The sequence below is a fragment of the Sorangium sp. So ce145 genome, assembly GCF_051525985.1.
Classification (GTDB): domain Bacteria; phylum Myxococcota_A; class Polyangia; order Polyangiales; family Polyangiaceae; genus Sorangium; species Sorangium cellulosum_B.
In genome coordinates, this window is record NZ_CP150315.1 from 9,774,268 (window position 1) to 9,798,493 (window position 24,226).

20 protein-coding genes are annotated in these 24,226 nt (G+C 70.6%); 5 read left to right on the plus strand and 15 right to left on the minus strand.

From position 1 onward, the window contains the following. Positions 1–23: 23 nt before the first annotated feature. The 6 genes from WMF34_RS36230 to WMF34_RS36255 all read right to left on the minus strand — a co-directional run bounded on the left by WMF34_RS36230 (position 24) and on the right by WMF34_RS36255 (position 7,325). On the minus strand, positions 24–2,774 hold the full coding sequence (locus WMF34_RS36230; RefSeq protein ID WP_437990694.1) for a hypothetical protein: 2,751 nt from the start codon (positions 2,772–2,774) through the stop codon (positions 24–26). A 115-nt stretch (positions 2,775–2,889) separates the two neighbouring features. After that, positions 2,890–3,630: a phytanoyl-CoA dioxygenase family protein gene (locus WMF34_RS36235; RefSeq protein ID WP_157907158.1), complete on the minus strand. Its 741-nt coding sequence runs from the start codon at positions 3,628–3,630 to the stop codon at positions 2,890–2,892. A 32-nt stretch (positions 3,631–3,662) separates the two neighbouring features. Further along, positions 3,663–3,962, minus strand: a complete 300-nt coding sequence (locus tag WMF34_RS36240) for a hypothetical protein (protein WP_012239742.1) — start codon at positions 3,960–3,962, stop codon at positions 3,663–3,665. Positions 3,963–4,215: 253 nt separating this feature from the next. Beyond that, entirely contained in the window at positions 4,216–4,860 is a 645-nt protein-coding gene (locus WMF34_RS36245) for a DUF2267 domain-containing protein (protein ID WP_437990695.1), read from the minus strand. A gap of 233 nt (positions 4,861–5,093) precedes the next feature. Next, a complete protein-coding gene (locus tag WMF34_RS36250) occupies positions 5,094–6,227 on the minus strand; it encodes a PAS domain-containing protein (RefSeq protein WP_157907159.1) in 1,134 nt (377 codons plus the stop codon). A 186-nt stretch (positions 6,228–6,413) separates the two neighbouring features. Beyond that, on the minus strand, positions 6,414–7,325 hold the full coding sequence (locus WMF34_RS36255) for a LysR family transcriptional regulator (protein ID WP_044966663.1): 912 nt from the start codon (positions 7,323–7,325) through the stop codon (positions 6,414–6,416). A gap of 99 nt (positions 7,326–7,424) precedes the next feature. On the opposite strand from WMF34_RS36255, the gene WMF34_RS36260 reads away from it, so the two are divergent. Further along, entirely contained in the window at positions 7,425–8,318 is an 894-nt protein-coding gene (locus WMF34_RS36260) for an SDR family oxidoreductase (protein WP_437990696.1), read from the plus strand. On the opposite strand, the gene WMF34_RS36265 is transcribed toward WMF34_RS36260, so the two are convergent. The 5 genes from WMF34_RS36265 to WMF34_RS36285 form a co-directional block, all read right to left on the minus strand. Further along, a complete protein-coding gene (locus WMF34_RS36265; protein WP_044966665.1) occupies positions 8,319–9,149 on the minus strand; it encodes a SagB/ThcOx family dehydrogenase in 831 nt (276 codons plus the stop codon). 124 nt (positions 9,150–9,273) lie between these two features. After that, on the minus strand, positions 9,274–10,665 hold the full coding sequence (locus WMF34_RS36270; RefSeq protein WP_437990697.1) for a YcaO-like family protein: 1,392 nt from the start codon (positions 10,663–10,665) through the stop codon (positions 9,274–9,276). Further along, entirely contained in the window at positions 10,662–11,648 is a 987-nt protein-coding gene (locus tag WMF34_RS36275; RefSeq protein ID WP_012239749.1) for a TOMM precursor leader peptide-binding protein, read from the minus strand. The genes WMF34_RS36270 and WMF34_RS36275 overlap by 4 nt, the downstream gene beginning before the upstream one ends. A 270-nt stretch (positions 11,649–11,918) precedes the next feature. After that, positions 11,919–12,218: a hypothetical protein gene (locus WMF34_RS36280; RefSeq protein ID WP_437990698.1), complete on the minus strand. Its 300-nt coding sequence runs from the start codon at positions 12,216–12,218 to the stop codon at positions 11,919–11,921. A gap of 142 nt (positions 12,219–12,360) precedes the next feature. Next, positions 12,361–12,516, minus strand: coding sequence for a hypothetical protein (locus WMF34_RS36285; RefSeq protein ID WP_437990699.1), 156 nt, complete (start codon positions 12,514–12,516; stop codon positions 12,361–12,363). A gap of 88 nt (positions 12,517–12,604) precedes the next feature. Between WMF34_RS36285 and WMF34_RS36290 the strand changes: the two genes are divergently transcribed. Further along, complete coding sequence (locus tag WMF34_RS36290; RefSeq protein ID WP_012239750.1) at positions 12,605–14,149, plus strand: hypothetical protein; 1,545 nt, start codon at positions 12,605–12,607, stop codon at positions 14,147–14,149. A 530-nt stretch (positions 14,150–14,679) separates the two neighbouring features. On the opposite strand, the gene WMF34_RS36295 is transcribed toward WMF34_RS36290, so the two are convergent. Further along, the gene (locus WMF34_RS36295) at positions 14,680–15,600 is read right to left on the minus strand and encodes a transposase (protein WP_044963635.1); all 921 of its coding nucleotides are present in this window, start codon (positions 15,598–15,600) and stop codon (positions 14,680–14,682) included. 328 nt (positions 15,601–15,928) lie between these two features. Between WMF34_RS36295 and WMF34_RS36300 the strand changes: the two genes are divergently transcribed. Together WMF34_RS36300 and WMF34_RS36305 are read left to right on the plus strand one after the other, a co-directional pair. After that, positions 15,929–17,248 carry a DNA polymerase beta superfamily protein gene (locus tag WMF34_RS36300; protein WP_437990700.1) on the plus strand — a complete coding sequence of 440 codons (1,320 nt, stop codon included), beginning with the start codon at positions 15,929–15,931 and terminating at the stop codon, positions 17,246–17,248. Continuing rightward, positions 17,245–18,024 carry a nucleotidyltransferase domain-containing protein gene (locus WMF34_RS36305; protein ID WP_437990701.1) on the plus strand — a complete coding sequence of 260 codons (780 nt, stop codon included), beginning with the start codon at positions 17,245–17,247 and terminating at the stop codon, positions 18,022–18,024. Before WMF34_RS36300 ends, WMF34_RS36305 begins: the two co-directional genes overlap by 4 nt. 36 nt (positions 18,025–18,060) lie before the next feature. Here WMF34_RS36305 and WMF34_RS36310 read toward each other — a convergent pair whose 3' ends face one another. The 3 genes from WMF34_RS36310 to WMF34_RS36320 all read right to left on the minus strand — a co-directional run bounded on the left by WMF34_RS36310 (position 18,061) and on the right by WMF34_RS36320 (position 22,034). Further along, entirely contained in the window at positions 18,061–19,830 is a 1,770-nt protein-coding gene (locus tag WMF34_RS36310) for a serine/threonine protein kinase (protein ID WP_437990702.1), read from the minus strand. A gap of 72 nt (positions 19,831–19,902) precedes the next feature. Continuing rightward, the gene (locus tag WMF34_RS36315) at positions 19,903–20,499 is read right to left on the minus strand and encodes a TIGR00725 family protein (RefSeq protein ID WP_012239756.1); all 597 of its coding nucleotides are present in this window, start codon (positions 20,497–20,499) and stop codon (positions 19,903–19,905) included. A gap of 254 nt (positions 20,500–20,753) precedes the next feature. Further along, positions 20,754–22,034, minus strand: a complete 1,281-nt coding sequence (locus tag WMF34_RS36320) for a GDSL-type esterase/lipase family protein (RefSeq protein WP_437990703.1) — start codon at positions 22,032–22,034, stop codon at positions 20,754–20,756. Between the two features lie 538 nt (positions 22,035–22,572). On the opposite strand from WMF34_RS36320, the gene WMF34_RS36325 reads away from it, so the two are divergent. Then, on the plus strand, positions 22,573–24,207 hold the full coding sequence (locus WMF34_RS36325) for a S8 family peptidase (RefSeq protein ID WP_437990704.1): 1,635 nt from the start codon (positions 22,573–22,575) through the stop codon (positions 24,205–24,207). Positions 24,208–24,226: the final 19 nt, after the last annotated feature.

Here is a 24,226-nt window from a genome sequence, read left to right on the forward strand (position 1 = left end):
GCGGCGCGCTTTTCACGCGCTGATCACGCGCTGATCCGCGGGGACTCCTCGCCGAGCGCGGCCTCACCGGCGTCGCCCCGCCTCGGCCGCTGCGCCCCCTGGATCACGAGATCGTGGCGCCGGGCGAGCGCGTACACGACGCGGATGAGCGACGTCTTGAAGGCCTGCTCCGGCGGCGGGTTCAGGTGCACGACCCGGCGCTCGCCCGGCGGCGCGACATGGCTCGCGCCCCGGGGCTCGCCCCGCCGCGCGACGGGGCTCGCGCCCCCGGGCTGGTCGTCCTTCGGCTCCTCGACCTCGAGCGCGATGGGGATGGCGCCCCGGGGCTCGAGCGCCCTCCGGATGTCGTCGAAGCGGAGCTCGCCGCCCGCCTGCCCCGCCACGTCGGGCGGCGGCGCCTCGATGCGGACGAGGTCCTGCCCGCCCTCGCCGAGGAGCTCATCGTAAAGAGCCGTTACTCCCGGGACGAAGGCGCTGTGGACCATGAAGTAGTTCTTGATGCGCTCGGTGCTGACGAGGCTGACCCGCACGGCCAGGCCGCACTTGTCGGGGGCAAGGAGGCTCCGGACGTGCTCGCCCTTCGCCACCGAGGAGAACTCCGCGAGCACGTGCAGCGCCCCGCCGTGCGCGAGCTCCCGGCTCGCCAGCGCCCGCGCGAAGCGGATGACCCGCATCGCCGTGCGCGCGTCGCGATCGAGCCCCTCGGGCTCGCTCAGGAACACCGCCGCGGAGAGCGGCGCGCCGCGCGCCACGCAGCGCACCGCGAGCGAGGCGAGGTCGTGCCCGTGCTGCGTGTACACCGTCGCGCTGCCCCCGCGCGGGAGCGAGAGCATCACCCCGTCCGAGCCCGGCGGCGCGCCGCCCGGGCCGGGCGTCACGCCGAGCGAGGCGAGCCGATCGGGGAGCGGCATCCGCTCGTCCCCGCGCTCCCCGAGGACCAGCGTCACCTCGACGCCCGGCACGAACCGCGCGAGCGCGTGCAGCAGCGAGGGCAACGCGGGGCTGTACCCGACGATCAGCACCCGCTCGATCTCGCCGAGGTGCAGCGAGAGCTTCGCCGCCCACTCGTGCGCCGCCGTCGCGCCGTCCGACGCCGCGGCGCGCTCGATCCCCCGCCCCCTGTAGAGCTCTCGCCCGTAGTCCAGGAGCGGCGCGTAGGTCGCCGATACGCCGATGAGCCCCCTGAGCCGCTGCGCCGGCACCCGGCCCGCCCGCGCGCCGAGCGCCCACGCCGGCGACCCCTCGGGCGGATCGAGCAGCGGATTCAACCACGGTACGAGCCCCTCGACCGACACGAGCTTGCCCTCCTCGCGCTTCGGCACCGCCGCCTCGTCCCCGAGGAACACCCCCGCGAGGATCACCTGCTTCTCGCAGGCGGCGCGCGCCATGTCCGAGAACGAGAGCTCGTGCTTCGGCGCCTTGCCGAGCTTGCCGACGGCGCAGACCGCCTCCTCGCCCAGGAAGATGTGCGTGTAGAACTCGGAGCCGTCCGCGGTCATGAGGTCGGTGTAGAGGGACTCCACGCCTGGCGTGAGCAGGTGCTGGCAGAGGAAGAAGCCGAGGAACCGCTGCATGTCGAGCGGATGAGTCCCGGGCCCGCCCACCTCCTGGATGAGATCGCGGTTCTTGCTCTCCTGCACCTCGACGAACACGTGGCCGTGCGGGTTCTGCGTCCGGAACGAGGAGAGCGTCATCGCCGTCAGGGCGTCGGCGTCGGGCCCCGCGTCGGGCCGCGCGAGGATCAGCGCCCGCTTCGCCTCGGCGGCGCCCACGAGCTCGAGCGCCTCCGGCTGCGCGCCGTCCCCTTGGCGGTAGGTCACCCAGCGCATCCCCGGCGCGTAGAGGTAGGCGGGCGGGTCGTCCTCGGTGCCGAGGAGCGCCATCCGCGGGAGCGCGTGGCGGGTCGGCGGGGGCCCGCGGCGGGTGAGCCACAGCCAGAGCTCCGCGAGCCGGATGCTCCGGAGCGCGCGGTGGCGCTCGTACAGCCGGACGAACTCCTGCACGAGCATCTCGGCCTCGTGCACCGGGCCGATCACGAGCGCGTGCCCCGCGTAGCGGACCGGCCGCCGCCGCGCCGCGCGCACGACCTGGTCGACCACGTTGGCGCCGATGCCGATGATGAACGACGTGATGAAGACGCCCACCATGGTGAGGCCGAGCGAGACGACGGCCACGACGGGGTGAACCCGGAGGTTCTCGACCAGGTTGTCGGCGCTCTCGATCTGCCGGAAAGACCACCAGATCCGGTCGATGAAGTCGGTGTCCGGGGTCGGGCCGCGGCCATCGTAGTCGTGCGTGATCGCGAGGTGGCTGAGCAGCACGGAGGAGCCGAACGCGAGCCCCCAGACGGCGAGCGTGACGAGCCCGAACTGCTCGAGAAGCTCGCGCCGCGTCATGATCGCGTAGAGGTCGATCGCGATCTCGCGCGTGAAGCGCAGGAGCAGGAAGAGCCGCGAGAGCCGCAGTATGGGGAGGGCGTGGGCGGCGTGCGCGTCGAGGATCCGCTCGAGCGGCAGGAAGCTGACCCAGGCGATGATGTCGAAGGCGAAGAGGAGCACGTCGAGGCGCGACCGCCCGTCCCCGCGCTGGTGGAGGAGGACGGCCCGGAAGAGGAGCTCGACGCCGAAGATCGCCAGGAAATACGGGCGGAGCTGCTCGTCGAGGCCCTGGATGGGCAGGACCGAGACGAGGATCAGGAGCGAGATCGCGGCCTTGACGGGGCGGGTCTCCAGCCCGCCGGCGAGGCGGTGGAGCAGGGGCGGGCGGGGCGCCATGGGCGGCAAGGATAGGCGACCTCGCGCGAGAAGAGGGCCGCCGCGACGGCGACGCCGGCACCCGCATGCGCGAGGGGGCGGGCGCCGCGGTGACGGGGCGACGGACGGCCGTACCTCAGATCGCCGGCAGCGCCCACCGACGCACGGTCGGACGAGCGAAGGTGTAGAGGGCGTCGATCGTGCGACGCGGAGGAGCTCGAAGGTACGTTGCGCGGTGGATCGACCACGCGTGGAAGATACACGCGTCTCCGGCGCGCAAGGCGACGCGCGCGGCGTTCGGCATGTGCGGCGTGGTCCGATCGGCGCCCCTGCGGATCCGGAGCTCGTCCGGCGTGTCCCAGCGGGCGTGGGATCCGGGGACGATCTCGAGCCGATCGTCGTCTTCCAGCGCCACCCTGAAGTGGACCGATGTGGTCGTCGCGACGATCGCGCGCTCGATTTCTGGATCGGATTGGCCGAACTGGCTGTCTCGGTGCCAGTCCCCGTCCCAGTCGCGCCGGGTCTGCTCGTGGTAATAATGCGCGTCCTTCAGGCGCGGGGCGTCTTCCTCTCCTTCTCCCGCTCCCGCGCGCGAGAGGCCGGCGAGCAGCTCGCAGACGCGCCGGGAGCCGACGAACGCCGAGATGAGCTCCAGCGCGCAGGGATCGTCCTGAAAGCAGGTCGCGCCGTCCGTGAGGAGCGAGATGCTGGGGGTCGAGTGACCCGTCTCCCGGGAGAGCGCTCGTGTGCGGAGGAGCGCGGCGTCGCACGCGCGGCGGAGCTCGGCGCGCTCGGCGATGTCGAGGAAAGCGCGCATGATGAAGAAGCCTTGCGCGCGAAAGGCGTCGATTCGATCTCTCGTTGATGTGCTCATCATGACCTCGCGATACCCGGGATCGCGGAGATCACTCAATGGATGGCCCGAGGCCCACGCATCGCCAGGGCGACGAGGGGGCTCTGAGGGAACGGCCGCGGGCGGAGCCGGCTCGAGACGACGAGACACGCGAGCCTGCCAGCGATCTCGAAGGTCGCGAGCGCGGCCGGCGCGCCGAAGTAATCGATCGGCACGAGATCGATGTTTCGCGCCGCCTTCGGCGTGGAACGCTCGTCGAGGATCTGCGCGAGCGCCTTCTGGTAGCTCTCGCCGGTCCGGGCCATCCTGGCGCGGACGTCGGCGCGCAGCTTCTTGTGGTGGTGGCGGTTCCCCATCGGCCCTGTCCAGGTGATCTGCCGAGATCGGTCCTTGTCGGCCGGCACCGACGAAAGAGCGGCAGCATCACGAGCGAAGACCGCCGAAGGGCAGCGCCCTCTTCGCCCCTCGCGGAGCCGTGCCGGCGGCGAGCGAGGAGCCGGGCCCGGAGCAGCCCGTGGGGCGAAGTGTTCGCGGGAGCACGGCCGCTGTCAAGCGGGCGCCGGGGGCCGCCGTGCCGGGTGGGCCGTCCGCGCTGAAGCGTCTAGTAGATCAGCGCTGCGTCTCGCTGACGGGGTGCTCGGGGCCGGGGCGCCCGTCAGCCAGCGTCTCTCGGAGGCGCTCCTGCGTCAGCCCCGGGCTGCTCGACAGTTTGGTATCCGTGTGGGGATCGTCCGATCGGGCGACGGACTGCGCATGGGCCGTCTCGGGGCGCGCCTCGCTCACGGGGTGGCGGCTGCCAGGCCGCCCCGTTGCGAGCGTCGAGCCCTGGCCGGTCTCGGGCGGAGACGCGGCGTGCGCCGGCCGCGGCGGGGGAGCTCCGGCCGAGCGCGGCGCGAAGAGGTCCGCCCAGTCCGGCAGGTGCCGCTGGAGCCGCACGCGCTCGGCCTCGGGCAGCGCCTCGCCGATGACCTGGCACACGGCCTGGGCGTGCTCCATGCCAAAGCCGCGCGGCGCGCCCTCGCGGCGGGCGATGCGGTCGTAAAGCTCGTCGCGATCGAAGTCGCCCTGGTACGTGGCGCCGCGCACCGCGGCGGCGACCGGACCCGGCAGCCTACCGGCGACCGCGGCCGCCTCCTCCACGAGCAGCCGCTCGCCGAACGTCCGTGCTGTCACGGCGATCGCACGCTCGGCCTGGTCGCGGCCCTCGAAGCCGGCGCGGCGCTGCACTTCCTCGACGAAGCGGTCGTAATCCATGGGGGGCCTCCTTCGGGAGATGCGAGGCCCGTGCCAGGCGCGTGCCCAGCGTGAAGGGTCCGGCCGGCAACCTCGGCAACCTCAACCTGGGTCGGGTCGCCCGGCGACAACCTCAACCTGGGTCGGGTCGTCCGGGTCGTCCAACCCCAATCTGGGTCGGGTCGTCCACCTGGACCGACGACCTCAACTTCAACCTGGGTCGGGTCGTCCAACCCCAACCTGGGTCGGCAACCTCAACCCGGGTCGGGACGCCCGCCTCTGGTCGCCTCGCGCAGCGTGCGCCCGATACAATGCTTCAGGCCCGCCTGGAGGTCGGAAAGCGTCGTGATCTCGGCGAGATCGATCCCGAGCGAGACGATCGTCTGGGCGACGCTCGGCCGGATCCCGGTGATGATGCCCTCCGCGCCGAGGAGCCGGATCGCGCGGACGAGATCGACGAGATAGCTCGCGGTCTTCGTGTCCACGGCCTCGACCCCGGTCAGGTCCAGCAGCGCATAGCGGGCCCCGGTGCGCACCACCGCCTGGAGCAGGCTGTCCATCACCTCCGCCGTCCTCGCGCTGTCGACCACGCCGATCATCGGGAGCGCCAGCACGCCCTTCCAGACCTGCAGGATGGGTGTCGAGAGCTGGCGGATGACCTGCTGCTGCCGCTCGATGATCGCCAGCCGCTCCCGGAGCTCCTTCTCCGCGCGCCGTGCCTCGGTGAGATCGAGAGTGATGCCGACCACCGAGTCCACCTCGCCCCCCTCCCCTCGGACCGGGACGAACCAGTTCTCGATGGGCTTTCCGTCCGCTTCCATGACGTTGTGCATCGGCTCCCCTCGAAGCGCCCTGCGCAACCCCCCGGTCTGGTGCTCCTTGTAGATGTCGAAATTGTTCAGCCCCACGAGCTGTCCTGGCTTCATGCCGGCCGCCGCGAGCGCCTTGCCGTCGTAGTAGGTGAACACGCCGCTGGCATCGCAGGCCCAGACGACGACATCGAGGTTCTCGACCAGGGCACGGAGGATGTGCTGGTGCTCCGCCTGACGCCTGGACGCCTCGAGCTCGGCCGTCACATCGCGGCCGATGCACACCACGCCCGCCGCCTCGCCCCGCGCATCGAGCACGCGGTGATGAACCCACACGACGGCGACGTCGCCGCCGTCCCTCCGCGTGTGACGCAGGCGCTGCTCCCCGCTGTCCTCGTCGAGCAGCCGCCGCCACAACCCCGCGCCCTCGGGGACAGGGAGCAGCTCGGCGATGGATCGACCCATCGCCTCCTGCCTCGAGAACCCGAGCTGCCGCGCGGCGCTCTCGTTCCACGCCGTGATCGCCAGATCCAGCCCATATTCGACCACCGCGAGCGGCGATCGCGCGAGAGTGTCCACGTGTGCGCTCATGTCCAGGTGCCCCGCCCGCGATGCGCCGGCGGCCTCGGCTGTGCAGCCTAACCTCACGACCTGCCGGCAAATCAAGCCTTAAGGGGCGCCCGCGTGGAGGCGCGGATCACATCTCGTCGCAGCGCGGTCGTGGGTCCAACACGTGTGTAATGTTCGCGACAACCCGATGGGGCGCTAGCCCTCACCGGCGCGGCCCGCGCGCGCCTTGAGCTGCATCCGCAGCGCCTCGACCACGTGATCGCGCAGCGCGACGGTCTTCCTCGGCAAGTGCTGGCCGCTCGGGAACACGAGGAAGACGCCGCCCGTCGGCGCCGTCCAGCGCGGCAGCACGCGGACGAGCCCTCCAGCGAGCACGTCCTGCTGGACGAGGAAGGTCGGGAGCAGGCCGATCCCACCGCCGTTGCGCACCACCTCGCGCGCGAAGAACCCGTCGTTCACGAGCCACCGGATGCGGAGCCGCGCGCCGGCCCGCGACACCTCGTCTCGCCCGAACGGGCTCGTCTTGATGAGCGCCACGCCATCGTGCCCCGCGAGATCCTCCAGCGTCCTCGGCGTCCCCCGCGCGGCCAGGTACGCGGGCGAGGCGTAGAACTGGAGGTGCAGCTCGCCCACCTTGCGCGCCACCAGCGTCGAGTCTCGCGGCTGCTTCGTGAGGAACCGGAACGCAGCGTCGTACCCCTCTTTCACCAGATCCACGGGCTGCGTCGACAGGTGCATCTCGACCGTGATGCGCGGGTAGCGGCGGCAGAAGGCGGCGAGGATCTCCGCCAGCACCTCGGTGGCGAAGTCCGCCGTCGCGGTGAGGCGCAGCGTGCCCGACGGCTCGTCCTCGAGCTCCGGGAGCCCCTCGATGGCCTCCGTCAGCGCCTTGAGCCGCGAGCCGAGCCGGTCGACCAGCGCGTGCCCGGCCGTCGTCAGCGCCACGCTGCGCGTCGTCCGCTGCAAGAGCCGCACGCCGAGCGACGCCTCCAGCGACGCGACGCCCCGGCTGACCGTCGACTTGGGCACACCCAGCCGGCGCGCCGCCTCCGTGAAGCTCGCCGTCTCGGCGACCGCCGCGAAGACGGAGAGGTGGTTCAGATCCATTGTTCCCATTTCGGCACACAGTAGCCAGTTTATGCGCATTGCACCACATTCGATACAGCGGCAAATATCCACCCAACCTCGTCACAAGGAGCTCTCACCATGTCTCAGCCTCTCCTCGTCACCGGCGCGAACGGCCAGCTCGGGCGGCGCGTCGTCGATCTCTTGCTCGCGCAGGGCGCAGGGCCGCTCCTCGTCACGACCCGGCACCCGGAGAAGCTCGGCGAGCTCCGCGCCCGCGGCGTCGAGGTGCGGCGCGCGGACTTCGACGCTCCCGCCTCGCTCGCGGAGGCGTTCGCCGGCGCGGCGCGCCTGTTGCTCATCAGCACCGACGCGCTGGACCGCCCGGGCCGGCGCATCGCGCAGCACCGGAGCGCGCTCGAGGCCGCGGCGAAGGCGGGCGTGCGGCACGTGGTCTACACGTCGCTGACCAACCCCGGGCCGGGCTCGCCGATCACGATCGCGCCCGACCACCAGGCCACCGAGGACGCCCTCGCGGAGAGCGGGCTCGGCGCGACCGTCCTGCGCAACAACCTCTATACGGATTTCCTCGTGGCCTCGCTGCGGCGCGCGCTGGCGACGGGCCAGCTGGTCGCAGCGGCCGGAGACGGCAAGGCCGGGTATGTCACGCGCGAGGACTGCGCCCGCGCCGCGGCCGCGGCGCTGGCGTCCGATTTCGACGGCAAGCGCGTGCTCGATATCACCGGGCCGGCGGCCGTGTCCCAGCGCGAGCTCGCGCAGATCGCCTCGTCCGTCACAGGCAAGTCGATCGAGTACGTCCCCGTGCCGCGTGATGCGCTGGAGCAAGGCATGCAGAAGGCCGGGATGCCCGCGGCGATCGCCGGGCTGCTCGCCTCCTTCGACGAGGCGATCGCCCGCGGAACGCTGGATGTGGCGACGAGGGCGGTGGAGGAGCTCACCGGCACGCCCGCGGAGGACGTGCGGAGCTACCTTGCGCGCCACCGGGCAGCGCTGCTCGCGCCGGTCGAGGCCTGATCAGGCGGGGACACCGATGGCGAGCGTGTAGACGACAGACTCGTTCACCCCATCCATGCCGAGGAGATCGTCGATGCCGCGGTCATAGTAGCCGCCCAGCGGAACGCCGCCGAGCTGAAGCGACTGGGAGGCCAGCAGCACGTTCTGCGCCAGATGCCCGGCCTCGATCAGCGCGAACCGGTACCCTCGGAGGCCGTACTTGAACCGGTTTCGCCTGAACATCGCCGCGATCAGCAGGACCACGCACGCGCCCATCACGATCCCGGGAGCGACCATGGAGCCGCCTATCTCCTCCCGGCAGTCGCCAGCCCGCACCTGCTCCAGGGCGTGCTGGAAGGGGTCGTAGTGGTACACGCCGGAGGCAACACCGTCGACCTCGAGGACGGCGCAGTAGAGATCCAGGGGGTAAAGCGCGCCTCCGGAGGGGACGGTCCGCATCGTCATCGGGCTCGCGGGGACCGTGTGGGTGATGCCGTACCCGGCGTACACGAGGCTCGAGAGCGCCTGCGCGTCGATTCGCGCGCCGCTGAACTGGCGGATCGATCTGCGCTCCCGCAGGAGCGCCGTCAGGCCCACATCGGGCAGCGCCGGGCCTGGCAGTCGAATCGCCTCGCCGAGCACATACCGCTTGGTCGACCTCGCCGTCGAGCGCTGGAGCTGCGCGCTCGTCTCCAGGAGCGTCCTGCCAGCGGCCCCCTCGCCGAGGATGCCAGGATGGAGCTTGGAAGCCTCATGGTATGTCTCCGCCGGATCATCGAGCTCCACCTGGTCTCCATAGACCAGCTCCGCGACATTGACCGTGGCCGCATCGGCTTGACTCGATTTCATCATGTCCCCCTGTTGCCCCGGTCAGCGCGCCACGGCGCCACGCCGCCGTCCAGCGCGTTCCGTCTCTTCAGCTCGTTCGACGACGGACGCCGTGGATGACGCCCGCTCGTCCCTCTCTCGCATGAGCTCACGGGAACGGGTGCGGATGGACGTTGATGTCCGCAAACGAGAGAGGCCGGGAGCGGAGCCCCGCCTCGTACGCCGCATGATAGAGCCGCTTGCCGCCGAGGAACCGCGCGGTGTGAGGGGCGTCGAGCCGGCAGAGCTCGGGGCAGATCACGCGCACCACCCACAGCCCGGCGTCGCGCACATCCGGCGAGGTGATGTCGACGAGGTACGCACCGACGCCTCGCCGCGCGAGCGCTCGCACGGCCGAAGCGGTCTGACCGAGCACGTCCGTGCCCTCCAGGGGGGGCACCTCGCCGAGGTGGCGCCGCTCTCTGCTTCCATCGAGGAACGCGGAAGACGCGGAGCTCTCTCGCAGCGCATGGTAGAGCGCATGATCGTCGAACGTGCGGACTTGATGCGCCTCCAGCGCGCGCCGTCCCCCGGGCAGAGCGCTCAAGAGCTGCTTCACCAGCACCCTGGTCTGGAAGGCCCCGCGCAGCGCCTTCCGTGCAGCCTCCTGACCGGTCGCCGCGCTGGCAGCGCCGACGGTCAGCGCGGGCTGCCCGGCCAGGGCGCATCGCGTCACGCCGATGGCGGTCGGCACGCGGAAGAAGACGCTCGCGTCGAGCGCGGCATAGTGAATGCCCGGTGGGGCCGGGACCACGCGCTCGTCATGACGAGGCGAGTCGTCTCCCTGCCAATCCAGGAGCGGCAGCTCCAATCGGTTGTTCCATGCGAGCATGAACGCGTCGCGCTCGATGACCTCCATCAGCGCGCTGAACGCAGCCTCTTCCAGCGTACCGCCCAGCGCGGTCCCGCTGCTCGTCGAGTAGGCGATCTGCGGCTCGCCGCGCGCGAGGTGTGAGCCCATGAACGTCAGCTGGGCCGGCAGCCACGCGGGCATCCCATCCTGGATGGACCAGCCACGCACCCACCGCACCCGGGTGCGGGAGGTGAAGGGCACATAGGGGAAGTCGCTCGACGCGTACTGCGATGGATGAAACAGGGCGAAGCTCTCCGGCTCCGGCGCCGCCCCGTCCAGCTCCTCATACGAAGAGAACACGAGTTCCCCCGCAGGCACATAAAACGACGAATACCGCTCGACAGCCTCGGCGACCGCCGCCACCCAGGCCGCCTCTCGATCGGGATGCACGGCGTTGGACGTGACCTCGGTCGGCGCGCCGACCAGATCCGAAAGGTCGCCCGTGTTGGCGCCAAAGTTGAAGAAGCGGCAGTCATCCGGAGCGCGGAGCGGCTCCACGGTGTCGCGCACGACGCCCGTATAGGGAGACACGAGGGTGCGCAGCCTGCGGGCGACCTCGGCGAGCGGCGTGCGTTGCGCGCGCTTCGGCGTGACGTGACCACGCGCCGGCTCGCCGCCCGGGGAGCGGAGCGGAGCAAACATGTTCATGGCTCCGTTCCTGCCTGCAGGGCGTACCAGGGGCTGGGGGCGCTCGCGGCGACGGCGGCGCTGCATGCCGAGCACCGGGGCACGCGGTACGCCATGTGCGTGTCGCTGCGGACGGTTGGACCTGGGTTGACCGCGTAAAACCGCCCTGGCAAGAGCGGGTCGCGCGAGACGATCCAGCGGGCCACGAGCAACGCGGCGAGGCCGCTCACGATCGCCAGCATCGCGCACGGCAGCGGGAAGCTGGGCGTGCTGCGCTCCAGGGCCCAGTATTGTCCGCGATGCGCGACGTTCGAAGCGAGGCGCAGCCGGTAACACGCGTAGCAGCAGGTTGCGTGCGGAAGGTAGAGCGGGCCTACCGCGGAGAACCTGCTGTCGTACGCGAGCACTTGCATCCAGGGGATACGTCGGCGCAGCGCTTCCGCGTTCCAGTGCGCCATCCAATCGAGCTCGCCTCGATCCGGAGCGACCACGACGAGGTCCGCCGAGGCCAGGTCGCCCGCCCCGGCATCGAACGACCTCCGCTGCACGCCCGTGACCCCGGAGAGGCTCACCTGGCGCGCGATCTCGTCGGCAAGAACGCCGGCACCGACCACCGCCACGCTGGCGTCGCTCAACCTTTGCTGCGTGAGGGACTCCGGCTCGTCATCGCGGTATGCCGCGTGGAAGCGGGCCGATTCCCGGACGGGCCGCGGCGCCGAGGCCCCGACGGGAGAGCCGCTCGTGAGCACCCCTTTCTCGGCCAGCAACCGCAAGGCGTTCGCGGTGGCGGGCGCGATGGATTTTCCCATGTACTCGATCACTTGCTCGACCGTACGCGTTCCATCGAGGATCGGAAGCAGCACCGGCAGCAGCTCGCTCGCTGCTTTGCCTTGAAAGCAGAGCGCCCTCTCTCCGTGCTGGAAGATCACCGCATCGTCCGTGATCGCGACCCGATACCATGTCTTGACACAGGGGAACTCGGGGACGTCGTCTAGCTTGTTCATACTCGCTCATCAGCTTCTTCGCGCTGCGGAGCTGGCGGCGAGGCCTCACCACGCCGCCAGCGCTGGCACGCAGAACGATGACTGGGGCAGAGCCCGTCAGGAATCAATGGATCGCCGGAAAAGGCTCCTCATCTGACGAAGAGCCCTGTCCGGTCGGATAGCACCGCCCGCGTCAACCGATGCAGATGGTGCTGCTACCGCTGCTGCACGCGGCGATGCCGACAAAGACGACGGACTTCGCGGCGCCGTGCTCATCGACCGTGAGGTCCATCAGATCATCGACCAACCATTCAAACATTTTCGCTCGTCTCCTGCTTCGCCAGATTTCAGCCGCCGGCTGCCCGACACACCTTCGTCAACGACGGCTCGGCCGACAGCCTCGACATCGAGGACGCCTGCGCCGAGCTGGATCTCGGCGAGGCCCTCTTCCAACGTGAGGTCCTGGAATCGTTCGACCAGGCGTCGGTCATGTTCGATTCCTTTCTGCCGTCGGTTACAGCTGGGCACCATCGCGAATCGCAAACGATGTGCCAGCCGCGAAGGTGTGCCCGGTCTCGCCTCGAGACCCATGAACCGCAGAGCAGAGCGGGCATTCTCGCTCGGGCACCGGGAGACCGGCCGAGCGAGCTGGAAGACACGCACGCGCAACCTCCTGCGCGATCGAGCAAAGCCCCACCGGCGCGCTGCGCGCCCGGTGGGAGACGCGCTTGCGTCAGCCAGGCTCGCCAGCCTGCGCCACGGCGCGAGCCAGACGAGCGAGCACCTCGCGCTCCTGCACCTGGCCCACGCAGACCGGCAGCGAGAGCGCGGCCTCGGCCTCGGCGTACCCGCCGCTGTAGAGCGGGCGAACGGCCCCCTGGGTGAGCACAGTGCAATCTGCTTCGCAGATTTCCTGAAATTGAACGCGAAACTCCCTTACGCTGGCCTCCCGGGATCTGCCTGGAGGAGGAATGTTCATGCGTCGATGGTCCGTTCTGCTGTGCGCTTCAGCTGTCGTTGCATGTGGTTCGGGGGACGACTCGCCGGGGTACGAGGAGTCGGGCGGCGGCGACATCAGCTCCGGGGGAGGTGGAAGCGCGGGAGGCGGGGGAAGCGGCGGGAACGGCGGGAGCGGCGGGCTCCCTCACGCGTTTCGCTATGGCGCCAACCTCGGCCACCGCAACGCGGACTGGGGCGACGACAAGGAGGCCACGCTCGCGGCGCGAGCGGGCGTCCGCAGCCTCCGCATCAAGCTGCCAGCGGCCCATTTCGCGAGGTGGGGATACGAGATCGAGGTCGGGGACATTCAATCGTACGCGTCCCTGGGCATGGCGGACCATATCGGGTTCCTCATCGGCTCCGAGTCGGTCGATCTGACGGTGGCGCCGGCCGACGCGGAGGACTGGCAGAACGAGTACTATATCCCGAAGAGCCTTTACGAGCCGATCTTCTCGGCCGATGGAACGGTGAATCCGGGCAATGCGTGGGCCTCTTACGTCTATCGGACCGTCGACACCTACAAGCCCTGGGTCAAGCTGTGGCACGTGTGGAACGAGCCCGATTGGGTGGCCGACTGGCGCGTCACGGAGACCTGGAGGACCGAACCGCCGAAGGCCGCCGATCTCCCCCGGTTCAATGGATCGATATTCGATTATATACGAATGCTGCGCGTCACGAAGGAGGCCGCCCGCAAGGCGGATCCAGACGCGCGGATCGCGACGGGGGGCATCGGATACCCCTCGTTCCTCTCGGCGATCCTGCGCTACACCGACAACCCCGATGGGGGGGCGGTCACGCCAGATTACCCGGAGAAGGGCGGCGCCTACATCGACGTGCTCGATTTTCACTATTACCCGATCTTCAGCCCGAAAAGCTCGGATGCGTCCGTCGACGATTTCCTCGCGTCGAAGGACGCCTTCGCCGCGACGCTCGCCGACGCCGGGGTGGAGGTGCAGGGGTGGAATGTCTCGGAGAACGGCGCGCCGCTCGCGCGGACGCCGGAGTACCCGGAGGTGGGGAGCCCGGAGTACGCGCGGAACTACCTCATCAAGATGATGACCATGGCACAGGCGCACGGCGTCGGCGGCGTCGACTGGTTCATCCTATCGAACGGCGAGGACGGGAGCGACGACGTGTTCGCTCACATGGGTCTCTACAACGACGTCGGCGCCCTCGCCAGCGTGGACGAGGCGACGAAGACCGACCTCGGCAAGGCGTATACGACGCTCAACGAGGTGCTCTTCGGCACGTCCTACGATGACAGCGCAACCAGGGAGCTCGCGCTGCCGGGGGGCGCTCGGGGCGCCGTGTTCACGAAGGACGCGAAGGACGGCAAGCGCCGGATCGCCCTCTGGGCCGTGACGGCGAGCAGCACGGAGGACGCGTCCGCGAGCGTCGAGCTCGCGACGGCAACGGGGTTCGAGGTCCACGCGTGGGACGGCGCGAAGACCTCCGCCGACGCGAGCGGCGGCAAGGCGACGGTCGCCCTCTCGGGCAGCCCAGTGCTGCTGATCGAACGGTGACAGCTGCGGCGACCTGATCCAGGTTGCCGGCGGCGACCTGACCCAGGTTGCGGCAACCCACTCTGCCGGCGACCTGACCCAGGTTGCGGCACGGGCGACCCGACCCAGGTTGCGGCACGGGCGGGCGACCCGACCCAGGTTGCAGCAGCCCAGCAGCCCCGACGCAGGTTGCGAGCCACCCGCCGGACCCGGGTTGATCTGCGGCCGGCAACGCAGCAATTTCAGTCGAGCTAAATTCTACTCGTGGCACGATCGAACCCCGGCTAGGCGAGCTTAAAGCCAAGCTGGGCTAATAGCTATGTTCGTTTTCCGGTACGAAGCTCCTTGTTCGATCACGCAGAGCCGACCGTAACCCCTCCGGTCCCACTCATACGCATTCGGAGCGGCATCGTCTCAGCACATCCTATTGCGCACCACGCCGCACAACGATCTGCCGCCCACACCACTGCCCCATACGGACGCGCCCCACGACAAGGCACCGATGCCCTCGCCCGTTCCGCCCGCGTCCCTGCCACGGCGCCGCTAGGGCTCTACACCGTGAGCACGACGTCGGCCACGCTGGCGCCGTGAAACGTGCGCATCCACCACGTCCCCGCGGGGAATACAGCGCTGCGTACGCCGGCACGCCATCGCTCCAGTGCCGCACGGTACGACGCTCGAAACGCACGCACAGCGGCACCAGCGATTCGCCACGCATCTCCCTGCTCGCGACCCACCGCAAACGTCGGATTGCCGTCGCGCAGCGGCTCGAAGCTCGTCACGCGCTCGTAAGGGGACACCTTGCCGGCTCCCTCGGCGCCCAAGAAGCGAAGCCCTCGCCGCTGCACCTCCGCGCGGGCCCGCGCTTCGAGCCGCTCGAGCTCGGCAGAGACGTCCTGGCGAAAGCCCTCCGCGCTGTCCTGCTCGATGGCCGGCGGCAGCGCGAGCGAGACCGTCGCTTCCTCGGGCCACTGGGGATTTTCCGGGTCGAGATACACCGAAGGCCGTGCCGCGCGCAGCACGCCGCGACCGAGCTCGTCCACATCCACCTTGGCGCCCGGCCACTCGCGCGCATGCTGCACCAGGCCAGCGGCGACAGGATTGGCCATGACATAAGCAATCTTCTCCACCACCGCTGCGCGCGTCAGCAGCCGCACCACGCTCGTGGCCTCGTGGTCCCATACCGGGCCTTCCCACCCGCGAAGCACCTTCGTGCCGAGCGCGACGATGCGATGGAAGAATTGCAAGAACCGCGGCAGGACGCCCCTCGAGTCGGTCACGACCAGGTGCAGATGCGTTGACATGGCGCAGAGCGCATGGACCTCGATATCGTAACGGCGGGTCGACACCGCGAGAACGTAGACCAAGAGCCGGGTGATTGCCGCATCCGGGCGGAAGAGCAGGTGCCGGCGCAGGACGCGACGGGTGATGAGGTAGGTGGCTCCGGCAACGATCTCGCGGGGCTGGCTCATGACAGGCGCACTAAAACAAGCGCCGTGCCAGGGATTTCCATCAATCATTTCGCGGCTCGACCAAGCTTCGCGGGTGGCGGCCGCCTGGCGGGCCGCCACCCGCGCTGGAGCCGTTGCGACTACTCCTAGCCCGACCTGGGTTGCGGTTAGTCCGACCCAGATCGGGACGCCAACCTCGGTCTGCCAACCTGGCCCATGGCCCACCGCCAACCTGGGTCGGACCCGGCGCGTCACCAACCTGGGTCGGCTCCGGTACCCCAACCTGGGTCGGATCCGGATCGGTCGCTCGCCCCCAACCTGGGTCGGGTCGTCATGGTAGCGTCCTCGCATGGAGCTCCGCCTACGCGGCCTCACCCACCTCGATCCGCTCGCCGTCCCTCTGCCCCACGGCACCGAGGTGACCACCCGGGTCGACCGCGTCCTCGGGGAGCGCCGCGTCCCGCAGGGCGCCATCGGGCGCGTCGTCGGCTCGGCGGGCGCCGAGCTCGACGTGATGCTCGTCGGCGTGGGCGTCGTCCGCTACCGCCGGGACGAGCTCGTCCCGCGCAAGACCGGCCAGGTGCGGCACGCAGAGCGGCGCAGCGCCGCCTGGGACGCGCTCCTTCCCGCCGTCGTCCTCGAGGCCGTCGTGGGGTCGCGCGCATGGGGGCTCGCGAACGAGGGGTCCGACACCGACCGGCGCGGCGTCTTCGCCCTCCCCTTCCCCTGGACCACAGGCCTCGCCGAGCCGCCGCGGGACCTCGTGAGCGCCGACGGCAGCGCCTCGTACTGGGAGGTCGAGAAGGCCATCCGGCAGGCCCTGCGCGCCGACCCGAACACCCTCGAGCTGCTCTTCGTCCGCACCGCCGAGGCGCGCGACGAGATCGGCGCCTGGATCCTCGAGGCGCGTGACGCGTTCGTCTCCTCGGCCATCTACGGCAGCTTCGGCCGCTACGCGCTCTCGCAGCTCAAGAGGCTCTCGCAGGCGCACCGGCTGGCCGAGCACCGGGAGCGCGTGCTCGACTGGCTCGCGAACGACCCCGCGATGTCGCTCGACGACGTCGCCCGGAAGCTCGCCACCATCAGCCCGCGCGCCGCGCCGACCCAGGTTGACCGCGAGCTCCAGGCGAAGGAGTACATCAAGCAGCTCTACCGCTCGCTCCACGACCAGGGCCTGCTGCCCGCGCGCGACTTCGCCTCGCTCGCGGCCTTCGCCCGGGCGGACAGGACGTCGCTGGACTTCTCCCGCGACCTCCGCCCCAAGAACGCCTACAACCTGGTTCGCCTGATCGCGACCGCCATCCGCTGGCTGCGCGACGGCGAGGTCGACCTGGTCGTGCAGGGCGATCTCCGCGAGACGCTCCTCGCCATCAAGAGGGGCGCCTGGCCGCTCGATCGCACCATCGAGCTCGCCGAGGCGATGACGCCCGAGCTGGAGGCCGCGCGGCTCGCAACCAGGTTGCCGCCGCACCCCGACGTGCCCCGCGCCGACGTGCTCCTCCGGCGGGTCCGCCAGGAGATCGCTCGCCGGCACCTCGCGGCGGAGCCCGGCCCCCTCGGCAAGGACGCTCCCCCCGCGCCGGTCGCAACCTGGGACGACGGAGACGCGGCGCCCACGCCCGGCAACGACCCCACGCCCGGCAACGAGGAGAGAAAGGACGACGTATGAACCCCCAGGTGCTCGAAGCAAAGCAGCGGGAGGTCGCGGCGCGCGTCATCGCCGAGGAGGAGGCCAAGCGCTCGCACCTCGTCATCGCGCTCAGCGGCGCGCACGCGTACGGGTTCCCCTCGCCGGACAGCGACCTCGACCTCAAGGCGGTTCACGTCGAGCCGACCGAGAAGCTGCTCGGCCTCCACCGCAGCAACGCGAGCCCCGAGCGGATGCAGGTCATCGACGGCGTCGAGATCGACTACACGTCGAACGAGCTCCACCCCGTCCTCATCGGCGTCCTTCAGGGCAACGGCAACTACATCGAGCGGATCCTCGGCCCCCTCCAGCTCCACGTCGATCCCGACCTCGCCTCCCTTCGCCCGCTCGTCGCCGCCGCGCTCTCGCGCCGGATCTTCCGCCACTACGTCGGCTTCGCCACGAGCCAGCTCCGCGCCTGGGAGGCGGGAGGCCGCTCGTCGGCGAAGAAGCTCCTCTACGTCCTCAGGACCACGTTGACCGGCGCCCACGCCCTCCGGACGGGCGAGATCGTAACCGACGTCACATCGCTCCTCGATCTCTACGGCTTCAGCGCCGCGCGCGAGCTGGTCGAGGCCAAGCGCGCCGGGGAGCAGGCGCCGCTCGCTCCCGACGTCGCCGAGCGCTGGGCCGAGCAGATCGCCCGCGCCTTCACGACCCTCGAGGCGGCCCGCGACCACGCCGTGCTGCCGGAGGAGCCGCCCAACCAGGGAGAGCTCAACGACTGGCTGCTCGCGCTGCGCAAGGCGCGGCTCTGACGCGCGGCGAGGGCTCGCAGGCACGCCAGCCCGGTCTCACCGCGGCAGCGAGCAGCCGTCCCCGCACGCCTTGCGGCCGTCGCCGCACTTCACCGCGGGCCCCTGCCCCACGCAGGTCACCGGGCATCCTCCCCCGGCGTTGGAGCACGCCACCGCGCACGAGCCCATGCACATCACCTGGCATTCTCCGACCCGATTGCACCTCACGACGCTCCTGTCGCCCACGACGTGGGCGCACTTGTTCACGTCCTCGCAGGTGATCGAGCACCCTGCGCCGCAGGTCACCTGGCACGTCTCCGCGTTGCGGCAGTCGGTCGAGCAGCCGTCGGCGCACGTCGTGTTGCACCCCTTGCTCCTCGCGCAGGAAGACTGGCAGTCACCGGCGCAGTGGCTCGCGCAGCTCTCTCGATCGGAGCAGCTCGGCTTGCAGCCGGGCGCGTCGCCGCACGTCAGCAGGCAGCTCGCCGGCACGTTCCCAGGACTGCCGCCCGGGCAGGTGCAAGGCACGCCCGGCGGGCAGCCGGCGGGGTCGACCGCGAGCGCCGCAGCGCTCCGGGCCCGCGCGGCATCCGGGAGGGACACCGGCGCGCCGCTCTCGCCGGCGTCGCCGGCGCCCTGGTCGCGGGAGGGCCAGAGCAGCAGCACCATGCCGACGCCCACGCAGAAGAGGAGCACCCCCACCCCGCCGACGACGGCGATCTGCGTCGCTCCCGGCGCGCGCGGCCCCCGTCCCTGAAGCGCGGCCCCCGCCCCCGGATAAGGCCGGCCCGGAGGAGCCCCCGTCGACGCGGCCACCGCCGCCGGCATCACCCCCCCCGGCGGGCTCGCGCTCGGGAACTGCGCCCCCACCGGCGGCCCGTCGGGGATGGCCCGGCCGTACGCGCGCGTGCGCTCGTCCATCTTGGCCAGCTCCCCCGTCGCGAAGGGCGGCTCCTCGCCCCGTCGCAGCGCGCGTATGTCGGCGAGCATCGTTTGCGCGTCCGGGTAGCGACGCTCGACCTGAAAGGCGAGCGCGCGGTCCACGACGCGCGCGACCCGCGGATCCACGCCCGGCGCCACCGTCGACAGCGGAGGAGCCGGCGTCGTGCCCCTCTTCACGAGGAGCTCTCCCTCGGTGAGCCCGTCGTCGTCGTGGACTCGACGGTTCGCGAGGACGGTGAACATCGTCGCGCCCACCGCGTAGAGGTCGGCCCGCCCGTCCACGTTCCTCCCCAGGATCTGCTCGGGCGCCATGTAGCTCGTCGTGCCCAGCACCGCGCCCGTCCGCGTCTTCAGCCCAGAGCCGCCCTGCTTCATGCGCGCGATCCCGAAATCGAGCACCTTGAGCCGCCCATCGCGGGTCACGAAGAGGTTGTCGGGCTTGATGTCCCGATGGACGATCCCGGCGTCGTGCGCCGCCTTGATGACCTCGAGGAGCGTGTCCATGTGGGCGAGGAGCTCGATCGAATCGATCGCACCGAGCCGCAACACCCGCTCGCGGAGGCTCTCTCCGTCGAGCAGCTCCATGACCAGGAACGGCTCTCCTCGCTCGGTCACGTCGATGTCGTGGACCTGCACCGCGGCCGGGTGCCCGAGCCGCGCGGCGGCGAGCGCCTCCTGCTCGAAGCGGGCGCGGAGCTCCCGGGATACGGCGCCCTCCGGGTGCAGGATCTTGATGGCCACGCGGTGCCCCACGTGATGAGTGGCCGCATAGACGGCCGCCATCCCCCCCGCCCCGATCAGCGCGTCAATCCGCCATTTTCCGTGGAGGATCGTCCCGACGCGGGCTCTCAGCCGCTGGATCTCGTCCTCTTCCGCTTCCGACATCGGCGCGGAGGCTAGCACGGGCTGCCGCGCGGCCGGCTCGCGCGGAGGCCGCGCCGCGCGCGCGGCGCCCTGTCACGCCCCCCGGCCGCGTCCGCGGCCCGCCGTCTCCCACGCCGTCGCCACCGCCTCTTCCGCACTCGCGACCGACACGATCCGATCCGAGCGCCGGTCGTCCACGCGCCCCCCGGCGAGCTGCCTCGCCCAGCCCCCGCTCGTCGCGAGCGCGAGCACCGGCTTGCCGAGCTGCCAGGCAACGGCGATCTCGCTCAGCGTGCCCGCGCCGCCGCCGACGACCACGACCACGTCGGCCATGGCGACGACCAGGATGTTGCGCCCGATCTGCATGCCGGTCGGGACCACGATGTCCACGTACGGGTTGGCCGTGGACGCCTCGTACCCTGGCAGGATCCCCAGGATATCGCCGTCGCGCCACGTCGTCGCCTCGCGCCCGCCGCGCGACACGGCGGCCATGACGCCCCCCAGCCCCCCGGTGACCAGCCGGAACCCCGCCTCCACGGCGCGCCGCCCGAGCTCGACGCACACAACCTCGGTCGCCGCGTCCACCGCGAGGCCGTTGCCGATCACCGCCATCACGGGGCGGCGCGGCACGTAGGGAGCGATGTCCCGCTTCGTGTCCTCCTCTTCTCGCTCGTCCCGATCGTCGTCCATCACGGCTCCGCTCCGGCGCCCGCTATTTCTTCAGCCGGCCGATGAGCTGATCGCCCAGCTTGGGCGGATCGATCTTCCCGAACCAGAGGCTCCACCCTGGAGGGCGCGGGCCGGCCGAGCCCACCCGAGGGCGCTGTTCCCCAGGCCGCCGTTCGTCCGCCCGATCGAGCTAGCCCCCGCGGCCGCGTGGAGTCAAGGCTCGCGCCGGCGCCGCGGGCGCGCTCGGTCGCGTGTCGTCCGGCCTCTGGTCGCGCTTACCGCTGCGCCGGGTAGAGGCCGTCCACGGCGTCGGCCCAGAGCTTGTTCATGGCCACCCGCCCGGCGGGATCCGGGTGCACCTTGTCGGTGAACCGGTCGGGGTGGTCCTTGAACCACGTATACAGATCCGGCCCAGGAGGGAGGCCGTTCTCCCGCGTCAGGGCGTCGATCGCCTCGTTGAACGCCGGGACCGCGTCGTGGTTGCCGTCCGGCGAGAACGGGATGTGCGCGAGCACCGGGACGCGGCCCGCTGCCTCGATCTTGTCGATGATCTGCTGCAGGTTCGCCTTGAAGGTGCTCGGGTCGGTCTGGCCCCAGGAGTCGTTGGTGCCATAGCCGATGGCGAAGTAGTGGAAGTCGGGGTTCAGCTCCAGGACGTCATCGATGCGATCGAGCGCGCTGGGCTTGTCGCTGCTCTTCGTGAGCTCGCTCCCGATGCCGCCGTTGATCATCGCCGGATAGTGGGCCGGGTGCGCCGCGTGCACGTTCTCGGCGAAGCTCGGCTGCGTGGCCGGGGTGTCGCGGTCGTAGGCGTACGCCGTGATGCTGTCGCCGAGGAAGAACCACGTGTCCTCCGCGCCCTTCGAGATGTCGTGCACGTCGATCTCGTCGAGCTGCACGCCGGTCTCGTCGCTCGTCGCGGGGGCCGCGGTCACGACGAGCCGGACCCAGCTCTTGCCGCCGAAATCGAAGCTGTGGGCGCGCGTGCGGACCGGGTTGTCGGTCACCTCCGCAACCTGGGTCCAGGTGCCGTCCGAGCCGTTCGTGGAGTCGCTCGACGTCTCCACGCGGTAGGCGCCCGGCGCCCCGTATTGCACGTCCGTGTAGTTGTAGTTGTACGAGGCCGTCCAGCTCAGGAGCAGCCGCTCGTACCCGGTGCCGACCTGGATGGCGACCCAGGCGGGCGCGCCCGAGGTGGGCTTGCCCGCGATCCAGGTCCCTGCCGACCTGTACTTGCCGTCGTTGATCACCGACGCCGTCCCCGCCGAGGCGAAGGCCGGCTTGCCGCGGGAGATGATGGGATTGGGCACGATCCCCTGCGCGTCCGCACCGCCGCCGGTGCCGCCACCGCCACCGCCGGTGCCGCCGCCGCCCGTGCCGCCGCCCCCCGTGTCCCCGGCGCCGCCCGTACCACCGCCCGCGCCGCCCATGCCGCCCCCGCTGCCGCCCGTGCCCTGCGAGGCGCTCCCGGTGTTCGCAGACGAGCCGCCTCCCGCGCCGCCGGAGCCGTCAGCGGGATCGCTGTCGTCCGAGCAGGCGGGCAAGAGAGCGAGCATCCCGACCGCAAGAGCGAGTGAACCGGATCCAAGGACTGAACCAAAAGCCATCTCGATCTACCTCCAGGGGCAGGCACTCTCGCATCATCGAACCGGCTTCGACAAGATGAACCGGTAAAGTTTGAGCATACCGCCCGTGGGTCGTGGAGCGAGCAGGACGCTACGCTGGTTCACGGTGCACCATTCGAACGAAGCGGCAATTTTGCAGCGACGATGCGGGTACGGTGTGCCTGGCGTCGCGGCGCTGAGCCGATCATCGCGAGGACGCGCGCCTGGTGACCGGCAACCCGGCAGTTTCGTGGGGGCGGATCCGCACCGCTTCGCCAGGGAGCAAACGCCATGGCCGCGCGAGCCAAGCGCCCCGGAGGCCCGGACGTCAGCCCGACCAGGCGCCGCGAGTCCCCCATGACGTCTGCGAGTGGTTTGCCATTCCTTCTCCTCCTCGTACCGCACTCTTGGTAACGTCGTCTCTGCCCGCACCGTGGGCCGCCTCTCGCGAAAGGTTTCCCGAGGGGCGGTGTGCATCCGGAGGTGACAGATGTACGAGTATCGATATGGCGGCCAGCAAGCCAAGGCGCGCAAGCTTGAACCTGCCAGCGAATACGTGGCGGTTCGGATCCCTCACACCGAGCTCGAGTCCCTCGAGGCGCTCGAAGGGACGCTCGAGCAGCTCCCGGAGGCGAAGCGGGTGATCCTCTTCGAGGGTGAGGGGCTGCTCGTGGTCAAACCCTCCGACCAGGCAGCGGGGGGCGCGCTCAGGGAGAAGGTGCTGGAGTCGCTGGACGACACGACCCGCGTCCTCGCCGAAGATCGCGTGCTCAAGGACACCACCGGCGAGCCGGTGGTGTACACGGACAAAGTGTACGTCCGCTTCGCGCCGGACGCCGCCGAGTCCGAAGTCGACGCCATCCTCGCGGGGCAGCCGATCGCCGAACGCGCCCCGGCAGGCCTCCACGGCAATTCGTTCATCCTGACCGTCGGACCGGACGTGGGCGCGGGGGTCTTCCGGATCGCGAACGAGCTCCTCGACGATCCGCGCGTGGAGGCCGCTCATCCCGAGCTCCTCCGAGAGAGCAAGCGCCGAGAAGCGACGGCCAATCAATGGCACCTGCGCAAGATCACGGTCGGCGGCGTAGGCATCGATCAGCACTGCAACGCCATGGAGGCCTGGGTGATGACGCGCGGAAAGGGGATCACCATCGCGCTCATCGATGACGGCGTGGATACCGACCATCCGGAGTTCGCGGTGGAGGGCAAGGTGGTCCACCCGTTCGACGCGACCCTGCAGCTCGATGATGCCAGGCCGAAGCGGCGCTCGGATATGCACGGAACGGCCTGCGCGGGGGTCGCGTGCGCCGCCGGCATCGACCGCGCGTCCGGGGTCGCGCCCGATGCGAACCTGATGCCCATTCGACTGGCGTCCGGCCTCGGCTCGATGGCCGAGCTCAAGGCGTTCAGATGGGCGGTCGACCACCACGCAGACGTGATCTCGTGCAGCTGGGGACCGACCGACGGCGAGTGGTGGAACGCCGCCGACCCGCTGCACGACGAGGAGTACCCCATCCCCGACTCGTTCCGCGAGGCGATGGAGTACGCCCTCACGAAGGGCCGTGGAGGCAAGGGATGCGTCGTGGTTTGGGCAGCGGGCAACGGCAACGAATCGGTGGACAACGACGGATACGCCTCCCACCCGCAGGTCGTCGCGGTCGCGGCGTGCAACGATCGCGGCAAGAGGAGCGTCTACAGCGATTACGGCGCCGCCGTGTGGTGCGCGTTCCCGAGCGGTGACTTCGAGCACCCGGAAGTCGACCACCCCGCTCCGCTGACCCCCGGCATCTGGACCACGGACCGGCGCGGCGCGCAGGGCTACAACAAGGGGCACCTCCGCGCCGGGGACAACGCCTTGGGGGACGCGGACGGCAACTACACTGCCACGTTCGGCGGAACGTCGAGCGCCTGTCCCGGCATCGCTGGGATGGCGGCGCTCATGCTCTCGGTCAATCCCAGGCTCCGCGGCGCCGACGTCAGAGAGCTCATCAAGCTAGCCTGTGTGCGCATCGACGCCGGGGGAGGCGCCTACGACGCCACGGGTCACAGCAAGTTCTACGGATTCGGCCGACCGGACGCGGCCGTCGCCGTGCAGCTCGCTCGCGACTTCAATCCCGGCGGCTGAGCGCCCCGGTAGCGGTGGG

Excerpts from the sequence above, each read along its gene's own strand:
- WMF34_RS36230 (WP_437990694.1), bottom strand. The coding sequence starts at position 2,774 with ATGGCGCCCCGCCCGCCCCTGCTCCACCGCCTCGCCGGCGGGCTGGAG.
- WMF34_RS36235 (WP_157907158.1), bottom strand. The coding sequence starts at position 3,630 with ATGATGAGCACATCAACGAGAGATCGAATCGACGCCTTTCGCGCGCAA.
- WMF34_RS36240 (WP_012239742.1), bottom strand. The coding sequence starts at position 3,962 with ATGGGGAACCGCCACCACCACAAGAAGCTGCGCGCCGACGTCCGCGCC.
- WMF34_RS36245 (WP_437990695.1), bottom strand. The coding sequence starts at position 4,860 with ATGGATTACGACCGCTTCGTCGAGGAAGTGCAGCGCCGCGCCGGCTTC.
- WMF34_RS36255 (WP_044966663.1), bottom strand. The coding sequence starts at position 7,325 with ATGGATCTGAACCACCTCTCCGTCTTCGCGGCGGTCGCCGAGACGGCG.
- WMF34_RS36260 (WP_437990696.1), top strand. The coding sequence starts at position 7,425 with ATGTCTCAGCCTCTCCTCGTCACCGGCGCGAACGGCCAGCTCGGGCGG.
- WMF34_RS36265 (WP_044966665.1), bottom strand. The coding sequence starts at position 9,149 with ATGATGAAATCGAGTCAAGCCGATGCGGCCACGGTCAATGTCGCGGAG.
- WMF34_RS36270 (WP_437990697.1), bottom strand. The coding sequence starts at position 10,665 with ATGAACATGTTTGCTCCGCTCCGCTCCCCGGGCGGCGAGCCGGCGCGT.
- WMF34_RS36275 (WP_012239749.1), bottom strand. The coding sequence starts at position 11,648 with ATGAACAAGCTAGACGACGTCCCCGAGTTCCCCTGTGTCAAGACATGG.
- WMF34_RS36280 (WP_437990698.1), bottom strand. The coding sequence starts at position 12,218 with ATGGGTCTCGAGGCGAGACCGGGCACACCTTCGCGGCTGGCACATCGT.
- WMF34_RS36290 (WP_012239750.1), top strand. The coding sequence starts at position 12,605 with ATGCGTCGATGGTCCGTTCTGCTGTGCGCTTCAGCTGTCGTTGCATGT.
- WMF34_RS36295 (WP_044963635.1), bottom strand. The coding sequence starts at position 15,600 with ATGAGCCAGCCCCGCGAGATCGTTGCCGGAGCCACCTACCTCATCACC.
- WMF34_RS36300 (WP_437990700.1), top strand. The coding sequence starts at position 15,929 with ATGGAGCTCCGCCTACGCGGCCTCACCCACCTCGATCCGCTCGCCGTC.
- WMF34_RS36305 (WP_437990701.1), top strand. The coding sequence starts at position 17,245 with ATGAACCCCCAGGTGCTCGAAGCAAAGCAGCGGGAGGTCGCGGCGCGC.
- WMF34_RS36310 (WP_437990702.1), bottom strand. The coding sequence starts at position 19,830 with ATGTCGGAAGCGGAAGAGGACGAGATCCAGCGGCTGAGAGCCCGCGTC.
- WMF34_RS36315 (WP_012239756.1), bottom strand. The coding sequence starts at position 20,499 with ATGGACGACGATCGGGACGAGCGAGAAGAGGAGGACACGAAGCGGGAC.
- WMF34_RS36320 (WP_437990703.1), bottom strand. The coding sequence starts at position 22,034 with ATGCTCGCTCTCTTGCCCGCCTGCTCGGACGACAGCGATCCCGCTGAC.
- WMF34_RS36325 (WP_437990704.1), top strand. The coding sequence starts at position 22,573 with ATGTACGAGTATCGATATGGCGGCCAGCAAGCCAAGGCGCGCAAGCTT.